The organism is Ralstonia sp. 25C, from assembly GCF_051904805.1.
Lineage (GTDB): Bacteria > Pseudomonadota > Gammaproteobacteria > Burkholderiales > Burkholderiaceae > Ralstonia.
Map to the genome: position 1 here is coordinate 3,381,749 of NZ_CP196737.1, position 16,424 is coordinate 3,398,172.

Here is a 16,424-nt window from a genome sequence, read left to right on the forward strand (position 1 = left end):
TCTGCCATGACCCAACTCCTGTCTCGCTTCGTCCGGCCCGCTGCGGCCATCGCGCTTACGTTTGGCGCCTCCATCGCCTTCGCCCACCCGGGGCACCCCGGTCACACGGCGGAGGGCAGCCTGCTCGCCGGGTTCCTGCACCCGCTCACGGGCGCCGACCACCTGTTGGCGATGGTGGCCGTCGGCGTGTGGAGTGCGCTTGCATCGCGCTCCGTGCGGGATGCGCTGTGGGCGCCGGTCGCCTTTGTTGCGTTGATGGTCATGGGCGCACTGCTCGGCGCAGGCGGCATGGCGCTGCCGATGGTCGAGCCGATGATCGCCGCATCGCTGCTGGTGTTCGGCCTGCTGATCGCCGCGCGCGCGCAACTGCCGACGTGGGGCGGCGCACTGCTGTGCGGCGCGTTCGCGCTGTTCCACGGCTATGCGCACGGCACGGAATTCCCGGCTGGAGCACAGGCCATGTTCCCGTACTTCGTCGGCGGTTTTGCCGTGGCGACGGCGCTGCTGCATACCGCTGGCATTGGCGCAGGGTTTGCACTCAAGCCGCGTCTGGCGTGGCTGGCGCGCCTGTCGGGCGTGGGCGTGGCGCTGTACGGCGCGAGCCTGCTGGCTGCCGCCATCTAACGCAAAGGGCACACCATGATCCCCGGCGAACTCCTGCCGCAAGACGGCGACTTGGAATTGAACGTCGGCCGGCCCACGCTGACGGTCACGGTGGCCAACACCGGCGACCGCCCCGTGCAGATCGGCTCGCACTACCACTTCTATGAGGTAAACGACGCGCTGCGCTTTGACCGCGAGGCCACGCGTGGCTACCGGCTCAACATCGCCGCCGGCACCGCCGTGCGCTTCGAGCCGGGGCAGGAGCGCACGGTTGAACTCGTGGCGCTGTCCGGTGACCGGGTGGTCTACGGCTTTGCCGGCCGTGTGATGGGCAAGCTCTGAAGTTCACGCAGAAGGAACGGACATGACACTCAAGATTGATCGCCGCGCCTACGCGGAGATGTTCGGCCCGACCACGGGGGACCGCCTCCGCCTGGCCGACACCGACCTCATCGTCGAAGTCGAACGCGACTTCACCCTCTACGGCGAAGAAGTGAAATTCGGCGGCGGCAAGGTCATCCGCGACGGCATGGGCCAGAGCCAGCGCGAATCGAAAGACTGCGCCGACACCGTTATCACCAACGCGCTGATCATCGACCACTGGGGCATCGTCAAGGCCGACATTGGCCTGAAACACGGCCGCATCTCGGCGATCGGCAAGGCGGGCAACCCGGACATCCAGCCTGGCGTAACCATCGTCATCGGTCCGGGCACCGAGATCATCGCGGGCGAGGGCATGATCGTCACGGCTGGCGGTGTGGACACGCACATCCACTTCATCTGCCCGCAGCAGATTGACGAAGCGCTCAACAGCGGTGTGACGACCATGATCGGCGGCGGCACCGGCCCTGCCACCGGCACGTATGCCACCACCTGCACGCCGGGCCCGTGGTACATGCAGCGCATGCTGCAAGCCGCCGATGCGTATCCGATGAACATCGGCTTCCTGGGCAAAGGCAACGGCAGCCTGCCGGGCGCGCTGCGCGAGCAGGTCGACGCCGGCGCCATCGGCCTGAAGCTGCATGAGGACTGGGGCTCCACGCCCGCCGCCATCGACTGCTGCCTGGGCGTGGCGGACGACACGGACACGCAGGTCGCCATCCACACCGATACGTTGAACGAATCGGGCTTTGTGGAAGCGACCGTCGCCGCATTCAAAGGCCGCACGATCCACACGTATCACACAGAAGGCGCCGGTGGCGGCCACGCGCCGGACATCATCCGCGTGTGCGGTGAGTCGAACGTGCTGCCGTCGTCGACCAACCCGACGCGGCCGTTCACCGTCAACACGCTGGACGAGCATCTCGACATGCTGATGGTGTGCCATCACCTCGATGCGTCCATTGCTGAAGACATTGCCTTTGCCGAGAGCCGTATCCGCCGCGAGACGATTGCTGCGGAAGACATCCTGCACGACCTGGGCGCGTTCTCGATGCTCTCCAGCGACTCGCAGGCGATGGGCCGCGTGGGCGAAGTGGTGCTGCGCACTTGGCAGACCGCGCACAAGATGAAGGTGCAGCGCGGCAAGCTGGCGGGGGACCCGAACGATGCGCGCGGCGGGCATGACAACTTCCGCGTCAAGCGCTACGTGGCCAAGTACACGATCAACCCGGCGCTCACGCATGGCATTGCGCATGAAGTCGGCTCGGTCGAAGTCGGTAAGTGGGCGGACTTGGTGCTGTGGAAGCCGGCGTTCTTTGGCGTGAAGCCAAGCCTGATCTTGAAGGGCGGGATGATTGCTTCTGCTGCGATGGGCGATGCGAATGCGTCGATTCCGACGCCGCAGCCTGTTCACTATCGGCCGATGTTTGGGTCGGCGGGTGGGGCGCTGGGCCGGTCTTCGTTGAGCTTTCTGTCGCAGTCAGCGGCTGCGGCTGGCGTGGCGGAACAGTATGGGTTGGCTAAGACCACCGCCGTGGTCAAGGGCACGCGAACTGTCACCAAGGCGGACATGATTCATAACGACTGGCAGCCTGACATTACTGTTGATCCGGAGACTTATCAGGTGGTGGCGGATGGTGTTGTGCTGACTTGCGAGCCGGCTGAGGTGTTGCCGATGGCGCAGCGGTACTTTTTGTTTTAAGGATTTGCTTGGGATGGGCCTTGGTGGTCCATCCCTTGTTTCATCCCCTGCCGGGGCTGAGTCACTTTCTTTGGTCTTGCCCAAAGAAAGTAACCAAAGAAATGCGCGCCCGAGATGGCGAAAGCCTCCTTGAATTTGCGTAACCGGGCGGAGGCCGGGAAAACTCGCTGCGCTCAGACAGTTCCCGGCCTTTTTTCCGCCCGCTTACGAAAATTCAAGGCGCCATCAAGGGCAGGAACGTCAAAGGCCAAACCGTCGCGGAACGTGTGTGGGTGCCAAAGCTCGCGTGATGCGTGCATAGCAGTGCGTGTGCGCAATGCGAGCTTTGTAGTACGAGAGTTGATCTGCAATACGGAGTGGTGCACGAGCAGGAGATTGTTTGCTGTTCACTGCCCTAGATGGCGCCTTGAATTTCTGTTGCAGGGAGGAAAAAGGAAGGGAAACTGTTTGAGCGAAGCGAGTTTTTCCCTTCCCCTCCCTGCGACAGAAATTCAAGGAGGGGGTCGCCATCTCGGGCGCGCCTTTCTTTGCTTACTTTCTTTGGCAAGACAAAGAAAGTGAGTCAGCCCCGGCAGGGGATGAAACAAGGAATGGACCACCCGCGCTAAATCATGAACGAATACTGACCATGCTTTCCATCACCAAACACCTCCCTGCGCCACACGGCCTGGCCTCCGTGCTGGTCAAGCGCGCGCCCAAGCTGGTACTGCCGTTTCTGGAGCGCAGCCGCAGCCGCCTACGCGCGACGCTGGACGATGGCCGCGAGGTCGCCGTCGTCCTGCCACGTGGCACCGTCATGCGCGGCGGCGATGTGCTGGTAGCCGAAGACGGCACGCTGGTGGAAGTGCAGGCCGCGCCCGAGCAAGTGCTGCGCGTCACCAGCGAGAACCGCCTCGCCCTGATGCGCGCCGCCTACCACCTCGGCAATCGCCACACGCCCGTGCAAGTGAGCGCCGACGCGCTGCAGCTCGAAGCCGATCCGGTGCTCGAAGACATGCTCGTGCGCCTGGGCGTGACCGTCGCGCACGTGGAAGCGCCGTTCGAGCCCGAAGCGGGTGCGTACGGCGGCGGCCATCGCCATGGCCACGATGCGACGTTCGAAGAGGACTACGCCGCAGCGCAGGCGCTGTACAACGAGCATCACGGGCACGACCACGGTCATTCGCACGACCACGATCACAGCCACGCTCATGGCCACGATCACGCACACGATCATGATCACAGCCATGGTCACGTGCACGGCCCCGGCTGCGGTCATCACCACCATCACCATGACTAGCGTTGCCCAACTGACCGCCTTGCTGCACCTCGCATCCCCGGCGCTGCCGGTGGGCGCGTTCAGCTATTCGCAAGGGCTGGAGGCGGCGGTGGACGTGCGGCACGTGGCCGATGAGGCGTCGGCCGCGCAGTGGATTGCCGAAGGCCTCGACGTGCTCGCCGCGTGCGAGGCACCGCTGTGGCTGCTGCAATTTGCCGACTGGCAAGCCGGCCGCTTCGATGCCGTGGCCGAGCGCGATGCGTGGTTTCTCGCCACGCGTGAAACGCGCGAGCTGCGGCTGGAAACTTCGCAGATGGGCTGGTCGCTCAATCGCCTGATCCAGCAGATGGGCTGGGGCGACGATGCCTTGCGTGCCGCGTTGTCGGCACATGCATCGGTGACGTTTCCGACGGCCTTTGCGGCGGCGGCTGCCGCGCTGAATGTCGATCCGCACGATGGCGTGACGGCGTACTGCTTTGCGTGGGTGGAAAACCAGATGGCGGCGGCGGTGAAGGCCGTGCCGCTCGGGCAGGCGGCAGGGCAACGCATCCTGTTCGGTTTGCATGCAGCGGTGGCACGCGCGGTGGAAGAAGCCACGCGACGCGCGGCGTGTCATCCGCCTGAACTGTCAACGTTTTCACCTGGGCTTGGCGTGTTGTCAGCCCGCCATGAAGCGCAATACTCAAGACTCTTTCGATCCTGAATCTGACCATCATGCGTACCAAGAAACTTCCTGCCCTGCGTGTTGGCGTGGGCGGCCCGGTGGGCTCCGGCAAGACCACGCTGCTGGAGATGCTCTGCAAGGCCATGCGCGAGCGCTACGACCTCGTGGCGATCACCAACGACATTTACACCAAGGAAGACCAGCGCTTGCTGACGATCTCCGGTGCGCTGCCGGCCGATCGCATCATGGGCGTGGAGACGGGCGGTTGCCCACACACCGCCATTCGCGAAGATGCGTCGATCAACCTGGAAGCGGTGAATCGCATGCTGGCCAAGTTTCCGGATGCGGATGTTGTCTTCATCGAATCCGGTGGCGACAACCTCGCTGCCACGTTCAGCCCCGAGCTGTCGGACCTGACGATTTACGTGATCGACGTGGCAGGTGGGGAGAAGATCCCGCGCAAGGGTGGACCGGGCATCACCAAGTCGGATCTGCTCATTATCAACAAGACGGACCTGGCGCCGTACGTTGGCGCCAATCTGGAGGTGATGGAGAGCGACACGCGCAAGATGCGCGGGGATCGCCCGTTTGTGATGTGCAATCTGCGGGCGCAGGGTGGGCTGGATGCGGTGATCCGCTTCATTGAGCAGCAGGGAATGCTGGCCGCCTGAAGCGTGCGATGTCGGCACTCGCGGTGACAGGGCGAGTCAAACCGTACGGTGTGCGCAAAGTTTGGAGGTGCCGAATGGGCTCGCGTCTCTGGATCGTGCTGACGGGACTGGTGTGGAGTGCCGTGGCGTGTACACCGCTGCCATCTGGGCCGTCTTACACCATGGATGTGCGGCTGCATGACGGCAAGCCGGTGCGTTGCGCCGTCAACCAGCCCCTGGCGCCGCCCAACCCGCCGGGTCCGGCACTCACCACGCGCGAGCGCAATGAAGCCGAGGTGCTGGCGCTACAACCGATGCGGTTGGAGGTGGGGCCGAGGTCGCCGTATCCAACGCCCTATACCGCACCGGATGTGCAGTGCTTCGCTTTAGGCGGGCAGGGCTGAGCGCGAAGCCAATCTAATAGAGCCAAGGAATCAACCGCCAGGTCCGGGCGCGATATGCGTCGTACTCCGCGCCAAACTGCGAGTGCAGCAGCGCTTCTTCGGCGTGCATGCGGGCTATCAGCGGGGGAATGAGCAGCAGCGTCAGCACCACGCCGGCCAGTGCGCGGAAACCTAGCCCCCACCCCAGCGTGGTCACCAGCAACCCCAGGTAGCTCGGGTTGCGCACATACCGATAGATGCCGCTCGTCACTAGCGTATGGCCGGGTTGAATCGCCACCAGCCCGCTGAACCGATTCCCCAGTACATACACAGGCCACAGCCGCAGCGCGCCACCAGCGGCATAGAGCACGACGCCCAGCCACCGCACGGCATCGCCGTCGATGCACCAGAGGTCATGCCGGTCGGTGTAGGCGGGCAGCCATGCACTCGCCAAGCCGATCACGCCGAACACCGGCAGCACCCACCGATTGGATCGGTCTTCCCGTTCCCCTGCGCTGAGGTTGCCGCCTGCAAACAGCGCCGCGATGGTCAGCAGCACCGTCACCACGACAAGCGCGACCCGAGCAGGATGCGCGAGCAGCGAGCCCACACCGCCCCAGCCCAAGGCTGCGAGACCGAGATAACCGGCTACGGAAACAATGGCCGCGAGGCCGAGCTTGGGAGACGCTGCCATGGCATTCACGCAAGAACAGGTGTGAGGCCAGTGTAGGCGGCCAGAAAGGCGCGCGCATTGACGGCTCCCAAAAGAAAAGGCCGCATCACGCGGCCTGTTTCCTGGAGCAAGACGGGCGAATCAACGACGCTCGTACTGCGTCGCGCCAAACAGGATCTCCTTCGCCTTGTCGTCCTGCACGGCGGGGCGTTCCTTGGCCAGCACCTTCACCGCGCGCTGCACGGCGGGGCGTTCTTCAATGGCCTCAAACCAGCGCTGCAGCTTCGGATAATCCGACAGCTCGATGCCCTGGTTCTTCCAGCTGCGCAGCCATGGCCACGTGGCGATGTCGGCGATGGAGTAATCCGCGCCGCCGAGGAATTTCGATTCGCCCAGGCGCTTGTCGATCACGCCATACAGGCGCTTGGCTTCGTTGCTGTAGCGGTTGATCGCGTACTCGATCTTCTCGGGCGCGTAGATGCGGAAGTGGTGCGTCTGGCCGAGCATCGGGCCGACGCCGCCCATCTGGAACATCAGCCACTGCAGCACTTCGTACTTGCCGCGCACATCGTCGGGCAGGAACTTGCCCGTCTTGCCGGCGAGGTACAGCAGGATCGCGCCCGATTCGAACAGCGAGATGGGTTTGCCGTCCGGGCCATCCTGATCGACGATGGCCGGGATCTTGTTGTTGGGGCTGATCTTGAGGAAGTCGGGCTTGAACTGGTCGCCGGCACCGATGTTGATGCCGTGAACGCGGTAAGGCAGCCCGCATTCCTCCAGCATGATGTGCACTTTGTGCCCGTTGGGCGTGGCCCAGCTATAGACGTCGATCATGACTTGCGTGCTCCTGAACGAGAGGGGGAGAGAGCCGGTCATTCAAGCACAGAACGCCAAAACGCGCAGACGACGCGCGCAGGCAAAAAAATCCCCGCTCGGGGCGGGGTCAAGGAGTGATCTTTCTCGCGTGCGGTAATCAGGCGCCGCGCGTGACCGGCATATCGGCAACGTCCTTCAGATGCAGGTGCTTGGCGAGTTCCAGCTTGGCAATGGCCGCGCGGTGCACTTCGTCCGGGCCATCGGCCAAGCGCAGCGTGCGCTGGTGCGCGTAGGCTGACGCGAGCGGGAAGTCGCCCGACACGCCGCCGCCGCCGTGCGCCTGGATCGCCCAATCGACGATCTGGCAGGCGATGTTCGGGGCCACGACCTTGATCATCGCAATCTCCGCCTTGGCGACCTTGTTGCCGACGGTGTCCATCATGTACGCGGCCTTGAGCGTGAGCAGGCGAGCCTGTTCAATCATGCAGCGCGCCTCGGCAATGCGCTCGTGCCAGACGCTGTGCTGCGCGATGGCCTTGCCGAATGCGATGCGCGAGCTCAAGCGCTTGCACATCAGTTCCAACGCGCGCTCGGCCACGCCGATGCTGCGCATGCAGTGGTGGATACGGCCCGGGCCCAGGCGGCCTTGCGCGATCTCGAAGCCGCGGCCTTCACCCAGCAGGATGTTGCCGACCGGCACGCGCACGTTCTTGAGGTCGACTTCCATGTGGCCGTGCGGCGCGTCGTCGTAACCGAACACGCTTAGCGGGCGCATGACGGTGATACCCGGCGCATCGGCCGGCACCACGATCATCGATTGCTGCTCGTGGCGGCCAGCGTCCGGGTTGGTCTTGCCCATGACGATGTAGACGGCGCAGCGCGGGTCGCCGGCGCCCGACGACCACCACTTGCGGCCGTTGATGACGTACTCATCGCCCTGGCGTTCGATGCGGCATTCGATGTTGGTGGCGTCCGACGAGGCCACGGCCGGCTCGGTCATCAGGAAGGCCGAGCGGATCTCGCCGCGCAGCAGCGGCTCCAGCCAGCGGTCTTTCAGTTCTTCGGATGCGTAGCGCTCCAGCGTTTCCATGTTGCCTGTGTCCGGCGCGGAGCAGTTGAACACTTCGGGCGCCCAGGGCACGCGGCCCATGATTTCGCACAGTGGGGCGTATTCGAGGTTCGACAGGCCTTCCGGTGCGCGCGGCGAACGCGGCAGGAACAGGTTCCACAGCCCGGCCTTGCGTGCCAGCGGCTTGAGTTCTTCGATGACCTTGGTGGGGATCCACGCGTTGCCGGCCCGGCGATTGGCTTCGACCTCTTCATGGAAGCGATGCTCGTTCGGGTAGATGTGCTGGTCGAAGAAGGCGAGCAGGCGTTCCTGCATCTCCTTGACCTTGGGCGTGTAGTCGAAATTCATGGTGTCTCCTCCGAAAGTCGAATCGTTCAGGCGGGGCCGCTCAGTACGGCAAACACGGCGCTCGCGCGGGCAATCAAGCGGTCGCCACGGTGGAAGAGGGCTTGCGCAAAAGCCAGCTTGCTGCCGGTGCGCAACCCTTCCGGGGTGATCTCGATCCAGTCGCCAATACCTGCTGAGGCGATGAAATCCACGGTGAGGCTGGCGGTGGACATGGCGATCGCGCCGCCTGTGCCGTCGCCGGGTTCGGCCAGGCAGTAACCCAGCGCCGCATCGGCCAGCGAGGCCACCACGCCGCCGTGCAGGATGCCGCGCCGGTTCAGGTGGTGCTCCAGCACATGAAAGCCCATCACCATGGATGTGCCCGCATTTGGCCCCATCGCACGTGCGTAGACCGGCCCCAGCATCGTCAGGAAGGGGCTCGGCTTGACCAGCTTTTCAAAGCCGGTCGGTACGGTGAGCGCGGTCGGGTCACTTGTCATGCGGCCAGCATAAGCCTTCGCCTACAATAAGAAAAATGAATTTCGTGGATTGCCGTTCATCAACGCTATGCATATCTCCCGGGTGGACCTGAACCTGTTCGTTGTCTTCGATGCCATCTACACGGAAGGTGGGATCACGGCGGCTGCGCGCACGCTCAACCTGACCCAACCGGCCGTCAGCCACGCGCTGGGGCGGCTGCGGGAGCTGTTTGACGATGCGCTGTTCGAGCGGCGCGGGCAGGGCATGGTGCCGACGCCGCTGGCCCGCACGCTCATCGCCGAGGTGCGGACGGCACTGCGGGGGTTCGAGCGCACCTTGCGCGAGGGCACACGCTTTGACCCGGCCACGAGCGAGCGCCGCTTCACGCTGTCGATGCGCGATGCGCTGGAGGCGACACTGCTGCCGCCGCTCATGGCCGCCATCGCCAAGGAGGCGCCGCGTATCGACGTGACGACCGCGCGTGGCGACCGCCGCCAGCTGGAAGCCGAGTTGCTGGCCGGGACCATCGACGCGGCGGCGGACATCCTGCTGCCGACGTCGCCGGCCATCCGCCATGCCCCGCTGCTGAGTGATCCGATGGTGGTGCTGGCGCGCCCTGGTCACCCCATCGCAAACGGGCCGTTGACGCTGGAGCGCTACCTGGCGTGCGAGCACGTGCAGGTGTCATCGCGGCGCCGCGGGGCGGGGTTGGAAGATGTGGAGTTGCGCCGGCTGGGGCATGAGCGGCGCGTACGGCTACGTTGCCAGCATTACCCCGCTGCCTGCCGCGTGGTGAGCTGCACCGACTTGCTGGCCACGCTGCCGATTCGTTACGCGCGCATCGCCAACGAGCCGTATGGCAACGTGATGCTGCCGCTGCCATTCAACGTGCAGCCGCTGGAGTTGTATCTGTACTGGCATACCAACAGCGACCAGGATGCCGCCAGCCGCTGGCTGCGCGATCACGTGTTCGCCGCGATGGCGGAGGTGGCTTTGGACGACGCTGCCGCCGCCTTTGCTGACGGGAACGGATAACGCGCACTGAACTCGGCAAAGCGCGCGGCGAGAAAGTCCGCGCAAGCCGTCAGCCGCGCGGGGCGATGGCGCCGCGCCAGGCTGATGAGTTGAAGCGGTGTCGGCGCGTGGCTCCAGGCGGGCAGCGCGAGTTCCAACCGGCCCGCGAACACATCCTGCGCGACATCCAGCCATGACTTGAACGCCAAGCCGCGTCCGGCGACGGCCCAGTCGCGCACGACGGCACCGTCATCGCATTGGAAATCGCCGCGCACGTCGATGGGGGCGGGGCTGCTCGCATGCGTGAGCTGCCAGCGCGTGACGGGCTCGCCATTGCGCAGGAGGATCAGGCAACGGTGGTCGGCCAGATCGCTGGGGTGCGCGGGGCGGCCATGCTGCTTGAAGTACGACGGCGCGCCGACGATCACGCGCGGATGCGACGCCAGCGGCCGCCGCACCAGTGCCGAATCCTGCAGATTCCCATAGCGCAGCGCGAAGTCGAGGTCTTCGCGCATCAGGTCGGCCAGCCGGTCGCCCAGCACCAGCGTGATGCGCACGCCGGGATGTTCGTCGCAGAACGCATCCAGCCATGGGCGGAGGATGTGCCGGCCCAGGTCGGATGTGGCCGCGATCCGGATGGGGCCGGACAGTTCGGTGCGATCCTGGCCGAGGCTTTCGGCACCTTCGTCCAGCGCCTCCAGCGCTTGCCTTGCATACCCTAGATAACGCTGGCCGGCCTCGGTGGGGCGCATGCTGCGTGTGGTGCGCTCGAACAGGCGCGCGCCGAGTTCAGTCTCTACACGCTTGAGTGCGGCGCTGGCCGTGGCGGGCAGCCAGCCGAGTTGGCGTGCGGCGGCGGACAGATTGCCGGCGTCAGCAATGCGCACCAGCAGGCGGAGGTCGTCGAGGGCGATCATTGTCAAAGCGGATTTGGAGAATCATCAAAGCATAGCCAGATTGTCTCGTTCTTGTTTGATGAAAGAATGGCCCCAATCGATGGACGGTTTTTCTTTCTTCTTTTCAAAGGAGCGTTGGCATGACTTCGAAGACCTTGCAGGACCAGTCGGTGGTGGTGTTGGGTGGCACGGCGGGCATTGGGCAGGCGGTGGCACGAGCAGCCTTGGCGGCAGGCGCACGCGTGACGGTGCTGGGCCGATCGGCCAAGACGGAGGGCGGTCTCGATGGGATAGCCGTGGACGCGAACGACACTGCAGCGCTATCGAGCGCCTTGGCGCAGGCAGCGGCCGGCGGCCAGATCGACCATCTCATCATCACCATCGGCTCGCGCACGAGCCCACCGCCGTTCGCGTTGCTGCAACGTGCTGACCTGGAACAGGGCTTCGGCACCAAGCTGTTTGCCGCGCTGATGGCCGTGCAGGCTGCGTTGCCGCATCTGGCGGAGCGCGCGTCGATTACGCTCACGTCGGGTCTGCTCTCGCGCAAGGCAACGGCGACCGGGTTGCTGCGTGGCTCGATCAACGCCGCCGTGGAAGCGGCGGCCAAGAATCTCGCCAAGGAACTGGCGCCACGCCGCGTCAACGTGGTCAGCCCCGGCGTCGTCGACACCGAGGTGTGGGGCGCGCCGGCCGATCGCCAAGCTATGCTCGCGCGCATCGGCAGCGGGCTGCCGGTCGGCCGCGTCGGCACGCCGGACGACCTCGCCCAAGGCTATCTGCTGGCCATGACCAACGGCTTCATGACCGGCGCCATCATCGACATTGAAGGAGGCGGTTTGCTATGACATCCGACAGCGATTGGACATTCGACCATGTGAACTTTCACGTGAGCGGTGATGCGCCCATCCTGAAACTCTTCGCCGATGTGCTCGGCTGGAAGCCGGGGCCTCGTCCGGCGTTTCCGTTTCCCGGCACCTGGCTGTACCAGAACGACGATGCGCTGGTGCATCTCGTGGACAAGGAAGGCGACGTCCCCGAGCTGGTGTTTTCGCACATCGCATTCCGCACCAAGAAGGATGCGGCCGACGTGCTGGCGGCGGTGCGTGAAAGTGGCATGCAGCACCACGTAAGAAAACACCCCGCGCGGCCTGCCGCACAGATCTTTGTGCAGTTGCCGGGCGGGGTGGTGCTGGAGCTGGAAGCGCCGCTGTCCGGTCCGTTGGAAGCAGCGCGCGAGTACGAATGAACCGCTGAATCAGGCGCCGGCCTGCTGGGCGTATTTCCAGCCCAGCTCGGCCATCGGGCGGGCGCGCTTGCCCGCTTCCAGCGCCTGCGCCGAAGACGCCGTGCCGTCCACCACGCGCTTCATGATCCCCTGCAGGATGCCGGCAATGCGGAACATGTTGTAGGCGAGGTAGAAGTTCCAGTCCCCCGTGATGCGGCGGCCGGTGCGTTCTTCGTATTGGCGGATGTACTCGGCTTCGGTGGGAATGCCTAGCGCCTTGAAGTCCAACCCCGCCACGCCGCGGAACTGCCCCGGCTCGATGTGCCAGCTCATGCAGTGGTAGCTGAAGTCGGCCAGCGGGTGGCCCAGCGTCGACAGCTCCCAGTCGAGGATGGCCAGCACGCGCGGCTCGGTCGGATGGAAGATCAGGTTGTCGAGCCGGTAGTCGCCGTGGACGATGCTGGTGACTTCCTCGGCCTCTTGCGGCACGTGCTTGGGCAGCCATTCGATCAGGTTGTCCATCGCCGGAATCGATTCGGTTTCCGACAGCTTGTACTGCTTGCTCCAGCGCTCGATCTGACGCGCGAAGTAGTTGCCGGGCTTGCCGTAATCCGCCAGGCCGATGGCGGCGTAGTCCACCGTGTGCAGCGCGGAGATGACGCGATTCATCTCGTCGTAGATGGCGGTGCGCTCGGCGGGCGCCATGCCGGGCAGGGCCTGGTCCCACAGCACGCGGCCCTGCACGAACTCCATGATGTAGAAGGCGCGGCCGATCACGGCTTCGTCTTCGCAGAGCGCATACATTTTGGCGACAGGCACGTCGGTTTTGGCGAGCGCATCCATCACGCGGTATTCGCGTTCGATGGCGTGCGCAGACGGCAGCAGCTTCGCCTTCGGCCCCGGTTTCGCGCGCATCACATACGTACGCGATGGTGTGATCAGCTTGAACGTCGGATTCGACTGGCCGCCCTTGAACTGCTCCACGCTGAGCGGGCCGGCAAAGCCTTCCACGTGTTCGCGCATCCACGCTTCCATCGCATCGATGTCGAACTTCTGCTGTTCCGCCACCGGGCGCGTGCCTTCGAATGCCGAGAAATCCTGCTCCGTCTGTGCCATGGGTGTGTCTCCGAATCTTGTTGTGTGTCGTGGAAAGTTCAGGTCGGCTGGCGATGGCGGAGGTATTCCTGCAGCAGCACCTCCATTGTCGTCAGCCGTGAGCCGAGATGCGTGGGCGAGGGCGGCGAGAAATTGCTCATGCGCAGCACCCAGTCGGTCGGGGCGTCGCCGACATCGAGCACGTTGATGCAGCCGGCGGTCTGTGCGAGGCTGCCGAAGAACACGCGCTCCCCGCCGGTGATGGCGTGCGAGAGGATCGCGCGGTTGGTGCCGCCGTGTAGCACGAGCAGCACGGTGTCCCAGTCGGGCAGGGCGCGCAGGCGTGCAATGGCCGGAATCACGCGGTCGAGGAATTCGCCGATGCTCTCGCCGTTCAGGAAGCGGCGGTCTTCGCGCACCGTGCCTTCAAACGCGCCGATGAAGGCTTGCGCGAGTTCATGCTCGGGAATCTCCGCCAGCTTGCCGCCGCGAATCTCCTGCAGCTCGGGCCAGTGTTCGAGCGTGATGCCGCGCTCCTGCATCGCAGGCATCTCGGCCAGCACGCGTTGCGCGGTTTCCACCGTGCGCGGCAGGCCGCTGACGATCACGCGGTCAAAGACGATGTTCTCGGCGGCAAAGATCTTGCCTGCAGCGGTGGTCTGGCTGCGGCCGAGTTCGTTGAGCGGCACGTTCTCGGGTGAGGGAACGGGGCGGCCGGTTTCGTCGAAGTACGTCACGGCGCCGTGACGCATCAGGTAGACGCGCCGGCGCTTGGGTGTGGGAAAGGGAACCATGCGATTGCGCGATCAGCGGTACTGGGGTTTGCGCTTCTGCAGGAAGGCCGAGATGCCTTCGTTGCCATCGGCGTGGTGCAGCGCTTCGACAAAGCTGTGCTGCTCGGCCTTCAGGTGATCGTGCAGCGAGGCGTCTTCCGCATTGGCGATCAGGCCCTTGATGCGGCCCACCGCGTGCGGCGACTGCGCGGCGAGTTTTTCCGTGAGTGCCAGCGCGTGGTCCAGTGCCTCACCGGGTTTGACGACTTCGTTGATGAGGCCAAAGTGTGCCAGCCGTTCCGCGCCGACAGGCTTGCCGAGCATGATGATTTCGCTGGCCAGCGGGCGAGGGAGGAAGCGCGCGATATGCCATGAGCCGCCGCCGTCCGGCGTGAGCGCTACGTTCACATACGCCATCACGAACTTCGCGTCCGACGCGGCAATCGCAAAGTCGCACGCCAGCACCAGCGAGAAACCGGCGCCCGCTGCCGGGCCTTCCACAGCCGCAATCACCGGCTTGGGAAACGTGCGGATCGTCTCGATCCAATGGTTGAGCGCGTCGATGCCGTCTTCCTGCACGCTCTTCGGCTTGCTGCGGTTTTCCAGCAGGCGGTTCAGGTTGCCGCCGGCGCAGAACGCGTTGCCGGCGCCGGTGAAGATGACGGCGCGGATCTCGCTGTCGTTGGCGGCGCGGTCCAGGGCCTCCATCGACGCGGTGTACATCACCGGGTCCAGTGCGTTGCGTGCGTCGGGGTTGGACAACGTGAGCACCAGCGTGGAGCCGATGCGTTGGGAGAGCAGTTGCGCGGTCATGGCAATGGCCTCGTGTCGGAGGGATGGGTTCAGGTGTCCAGCGTCAGCAGCGACATACCCAGACGAGCACGACGCAACAGCCACGGGCTCGGGCGATAACGCGGGTCACCATAGAGCGTGTACAGGTTCTGCAGCACTTCGAGAATGGCGTTCGTGCCTAGCGTGTCGCCCAACGCCAACGGTCCCTGGGGGTAGCCCAGTCCCAACGTAACAGCGAGGTCGATGTCTGTCGGTGTGGCGATGCGCTGCTGCGCGATGTCGCACGCGATGTTGACGATGCACGCGACGATGCGTTGGGCAACGAAGCCGCCCGAATCGCGAATCACCGTCACCGGCACGCCATCCGATGCGAGCAGGCCATGCGCGGCATCGCGATAGGCGGCGTCAGTGGCGGGCGTGGTCATCAGCGTGCGGCGCTTGGTGGCGGCAAACGGATAGAGCGTGTCGAGCGCCACGGTGTGGCGTGCGTCGAGCCCTTCGGCAGCCACGCACGCCGTCGCATCCAGCCCGCGCGGCGTGACGATGATGAGCGCATCAGCGGAAGGCTTCGAGCCTGCTTCCGGCGTGACCCCGAGATCGAGCAGCAGACGCTGCGCAGCGGCGTGACCGGCTTCGTGCGCGCGGCTGATCCATACGGACGATGGGCGAGCGGTCGGCCCAGGCGCTTCAGCGGGCACCTGCTTCTGGCCTTCGGGGTAGCGATAGAACCCTTCGCCCGTCTTGCGGCCCAGGATGCCGCCGGCAAAGCGCACGGCGGTGATTTGTGAGGGGCGGTAGCGCGGCTCGTCGTAGAACTGGCGGTAGACCGATTCCATCACCGGGTGCGAAACGTCCAGCCCCGTCAGGTCCATCAACTCGAACGGCCCCATGCGGAAGCCCGCTTGCTCGCGCATGATGGCGTCGATATCGGCATAGGCGGCTACGCTTTCCTGCGCCACGCGCAGCCCTTCGGTGTTCATGCCGCGCCCGGCGTGGTTGACGATGAAGCCCGGCATGTCGATGCAGCGCACAGCCGTGTGGCCCATGCGCTTGGCGAGTGCGGCCAGGGCATCGCCGGTGGCAGGCGCGCTGCGCAGGCCGTCGATCACCTCCACCACCTTCATCAGCGGTACCGGATTGAAGAAGTGGAAGCCCGCCACGCGCTCGGGGTGCTTGCAGGTGGCTGCAATCGCTGTGATCGACAGCGACGACGTATTCGACGCCAGGATCGCGTCGGCGCGGACGATGTCTTCGAGCTGGCGGAAGAGGTCGCGCTTGACCTCCAGCTTTTCGACGATGGCCTCGACAACGAGATCGCAGTCGGCCAGATCGGAAAGGGCACCTGCCGGGATCAGTCGCGCGACAGTCGCGTCGGCATCCTCCTGGGTCAGCTTGCCTTTGGCGGCCAGCTTGGCGAGCGTATCGGCCAGTGCGGTGCGCGCCGCTTCCCCGGCTTGCGGGTTGGCGTCGAACAGCTTGACGCGCAAGCCCGCCTGGGCCGCGATCTGTGCAATGCCGCGGCCCATGGCGCCGGCCCCTACAATCCCGATAGTCTGCATATGAAATCCGCTTCGATCGAAAGAAGTCTGGCTAAAATAGCACGAGCGTGCGATTTTAGGCATC

19 protein-coding genes are annotated in these 16,424 nt (G+C 65.0%); 10 read left to right on the plus strand and 9 right to left on the minus strand.

Annotated elements, in window-relative coordinates:
- Positions 1–6: 6 nt before the first annotated feature.
- The 7 genes from ACS7SF_RS15860 to ACS7SF_RS15890 all read left to right on the plus strand — a co-directional run bounded on the left by ACS7SF_RS15860 (position 7) and on the right by ACS7SF_RS15890 (position 5,662).
- On the plus strand, positions 7–624 hold the full coding sequence (locus ACS7SF_RS15860) for a HupE/UreJ family protein (protein WP_439890648.1): 618 nt from the start codon (positions 7–9) through the stop codon (positions 622–624).
- A 15-nt stretch (positions 625–639) separates the two neighbouring features.
- On the plus strand, positions 640–945 hold the full coding sequence (locus ACS7SF_RS15865) for an urease subunit beta (RefSeq protein ID WP_439890649.1): 306 nt from the start codon (positions 640–642) through the stop codon (positions 943–945).
- A 22-nt stretch (positions 946–967) separates the two neighbouring features.
- Complete coding sequence (ureC, locus tag ACS7SF_RS15870) at positions 968–2,686, plus strand: urease subunit alpha (RefSeq protein ID WP_439890650.1); 1,719 nt, start codon at positions 968–970, stop codon at positions 2,684–2,686.
- Between the two features lie 628 nt (positions 2,687–3,314).
- On the plus strand, positions 3,315–3,965 hold the full coding sequence (gene ureE / locus ACS7SF_RS15875) for an urease accessory protein UreE (protein WP_439890651.1): 651 nt from the start codon (positions 3,315–3,317) through the stop codon (positions 3,963–3,965).
- Positions 3,958–4,647: an urease accessory protein UreF gene (locus ACS7SF_RS15880; RefSeq protein WP_439892779.1), complete on the plus strand. Its 690-nt coding sequence runs from the start codon at positions 3,958–3,960 to the stop codon at positions 4,645–4,647. Before ureE ends, ACS7SF_RS15880 begins: the two co-directional genes overlap by 8 nt.
- Positions 4,648–4,658: 11 nt before the next feature.
- Positions 4,659–5,279, plus strand: a complete 621-nt coding sequence (ureG, locus tag ACS7SF_RS15885; RefSeq protein WP_439890652.1) for an urease accessory protein UreG — start codon at positions 4,659–4,661, stop codon at positions 5,277–5,279.
- A 74-nt stretch (positions 5,280–5,353) separates the two neighbouring features.
- Positions 5,354–5,662, plus strand: coding sequence for a hypothetical protein (locus ACS7SF_RS15890; RefSeq protein ID WP_426397980.1), 309 nt, complete (start codon positions 5,354–5,356; stop codon positions 5,660–5,662).
- 13 nt (positions 5,663–5,675) lie between these two features.
- Here ACS7SF_RS15890 and ACS7SF_RS15895 read toward each other — a convergent pair whose 3' ends face one another.
- The 4 genes from ACS7SF_RS15895 to ACS7SF_RS15910 all read right to left on the minus strand — a co-directional run bounded on the left by ACS7SF_RS15895 (position 5,676) and on the right by ACS7SF_RS15910 (position 9,026).
- A complete protein-coding gene (locus ACS7SF_RS15895) occupies positions 5,676–6,335 on the minus strand; it encodes a methyltransferase family protein (RefSeq protein ID WP_439890653.1) in 660 nt (219 codons plus the stop codon).
- A gap of 120 nt (positions 6,336–6,455) precedes the next feature.
- A complete protein-coding gene (locus tag ACS7SF_RS15900; protein WP_439890654.1) occupies positions 6,456–7,148 on the minus strand; it encodes a glutathione S-transferase N-terminal domain-containing protein in 693 nt (230 codons plus the stop codon).
- A gap of 139 nt (positions 7,149–7,287) precedes the next feature.
- Positions 7,288–8,547 carry an acyl-CoA dehydrogenase family protein gene (locus tag ACS7SF_RS15905; RefSeq protein ID WP_439890655.1) on the minus strand — a complete coding sequence of 420 codons (1,260 nt, stop codon included), beginning with the start codon at positions 8,545–8,547 and terminating at the stop codon, positions 7,288–7,290.
- Positions 8,548–8,573: 26 nt separating this feature from the next.
- Positions 8,574–9,026 (minus strand): PaaI family thioesterase, encoded by a 453-nt coding sequence (locus ACS7SF_RS15910; protein ID WP_439890656.1) that lies wholly within the window; start codon positions 9,024–9,026, stop codon positions 8,574–8,576.
- A gap of 67 nt (positions 9,027–9,093) precedes the next feature.
- On the opposite strand from ACS7SF_RS15910, the gene ACS7SF_RS15915 reads away from it, so the two are divergent.
- Complete coding sequence (locus ACS7SF_RS15915) at positions 9,094–10,041, plus strand: LysR family transcriptional regulator (RefSeq protein WP_426397987.1); 948 nt, start codon at positions 9,094–9,096, stop codon at positions 10,039–10,041.
- On the opposite strand, the gene ACS7SF_RS15920 is transcribed toward ACS7SF_RS15915, so the two are convergent.
- Complete coding sequence (locus ACS7SF_RS15920; protein ID WP_439890657.1) at positions 9,969–10,937, minus strand: LysR family transcriptional regulator; 969 nt, start codon at positions 10,935–10,937, stop codon at positions 9,969–9,971. The genes ACS7SF_RS15915 and ACS7SF_RS15920 overlap by 73 nt on opposite strands.
- A gap of 119 nt (positions 10,938–11,056) precedes the next feature.
- On the opposite strand from ACS7SF_RS15920, the gene ACS7SF_RS15925 reads away from it, so the two are divergent.
- Both ACS7SF_RS15925 and ACS7SF_RS15930 read left to right on the plus strand, forming a co-directional pair.
- Complete coding sequence (locus ACS7SF_RS15925) at positions 11,057–11,761, plus strand: SDR family oxidoreductase (protein ID WP_439890658.1); 705 nt, start codon at positions 11,057–11,059, stop codon at positions 11,759–11,761.
- Complete coding sequence (locus tag ACS7SF_RS15930; RefSeq protein ID WP_439890659.1) at positions 11,758–12,162, plus strand: glyoxalase; 405 nt, start codon at positions 11,758–11,760, stop codon at positions 12,160–12,162. The genes ACS7SF_RS15925 and ACS7SF_RS15930 overlap by 4 nt, the downstream gene beginning before the upstream one ends.
- A 9-nt stretch (positions 12,163–12,171) precedes the next feature.
- Here the strand turns inward: ACS7SF_RS15930 and ACS7SF_RS15935 are convergent, their stop codons facing one another.
- Genes ACS7SF_RS15935 through ACS7SF_RS15950 form a run of 4 tightly spaced genes read right to left on the minus strand, consistent with a single transcriptional unit; the run spans position 12,172 to position 16,360 of the window.
- Positions 12,172–13,257 (minus strand): phosphotransferase, encoded by a 1,086-nt coding sequence (locus tag ACS7SF_RS15935; protein WP_439890660.1) that lies wholly within the window; start codon positions 13,255–13,257, stop codon positions 12,172–12,174.
- 38 nt (positions 13,258–13,295) lie between these two features.
- Positions 13,296–14,030, minus strand: a complete 735-nt coding sequence (locus ACS7SF_RS15940) for a histidine phosphatase family protein (RefSeq protein WP_439890661.1) — start codon at positions 14,028–14,030, stop codon at positions 13,296–13,298.
- 12 nt (positions 14,031–14,042) lie between these two features.
- Positions 14,043–14,822 (minus strand): oxepin-CoA hydrolase, alternative type, encoded by a 780-nt coding sequence (locus ACS7SF_RS15945; protein WP_439890662.1) that lies wholly within the window; start codon positions 14,820–14,822, stop codon positions 14,043–14,045.
- A 29-nt stretch (positions 14,823–14,851) separates the two neighbouring features.
- The gene (locus ACS7SF_RS15950) at positions 14,852–16,360 is read right to left on the minus strand and encodes a 3-hydroxyacyl-CoA dehydrogenase (protein WP_439890663.1); all 1,509 of its coding nucleotides are present in this window, start codon (positions 16,358–16,360) and stop codon (positions 14,852–14,854) included.
- Positions 16,361–16,424 lie beyond the last annotated feature (64 nt).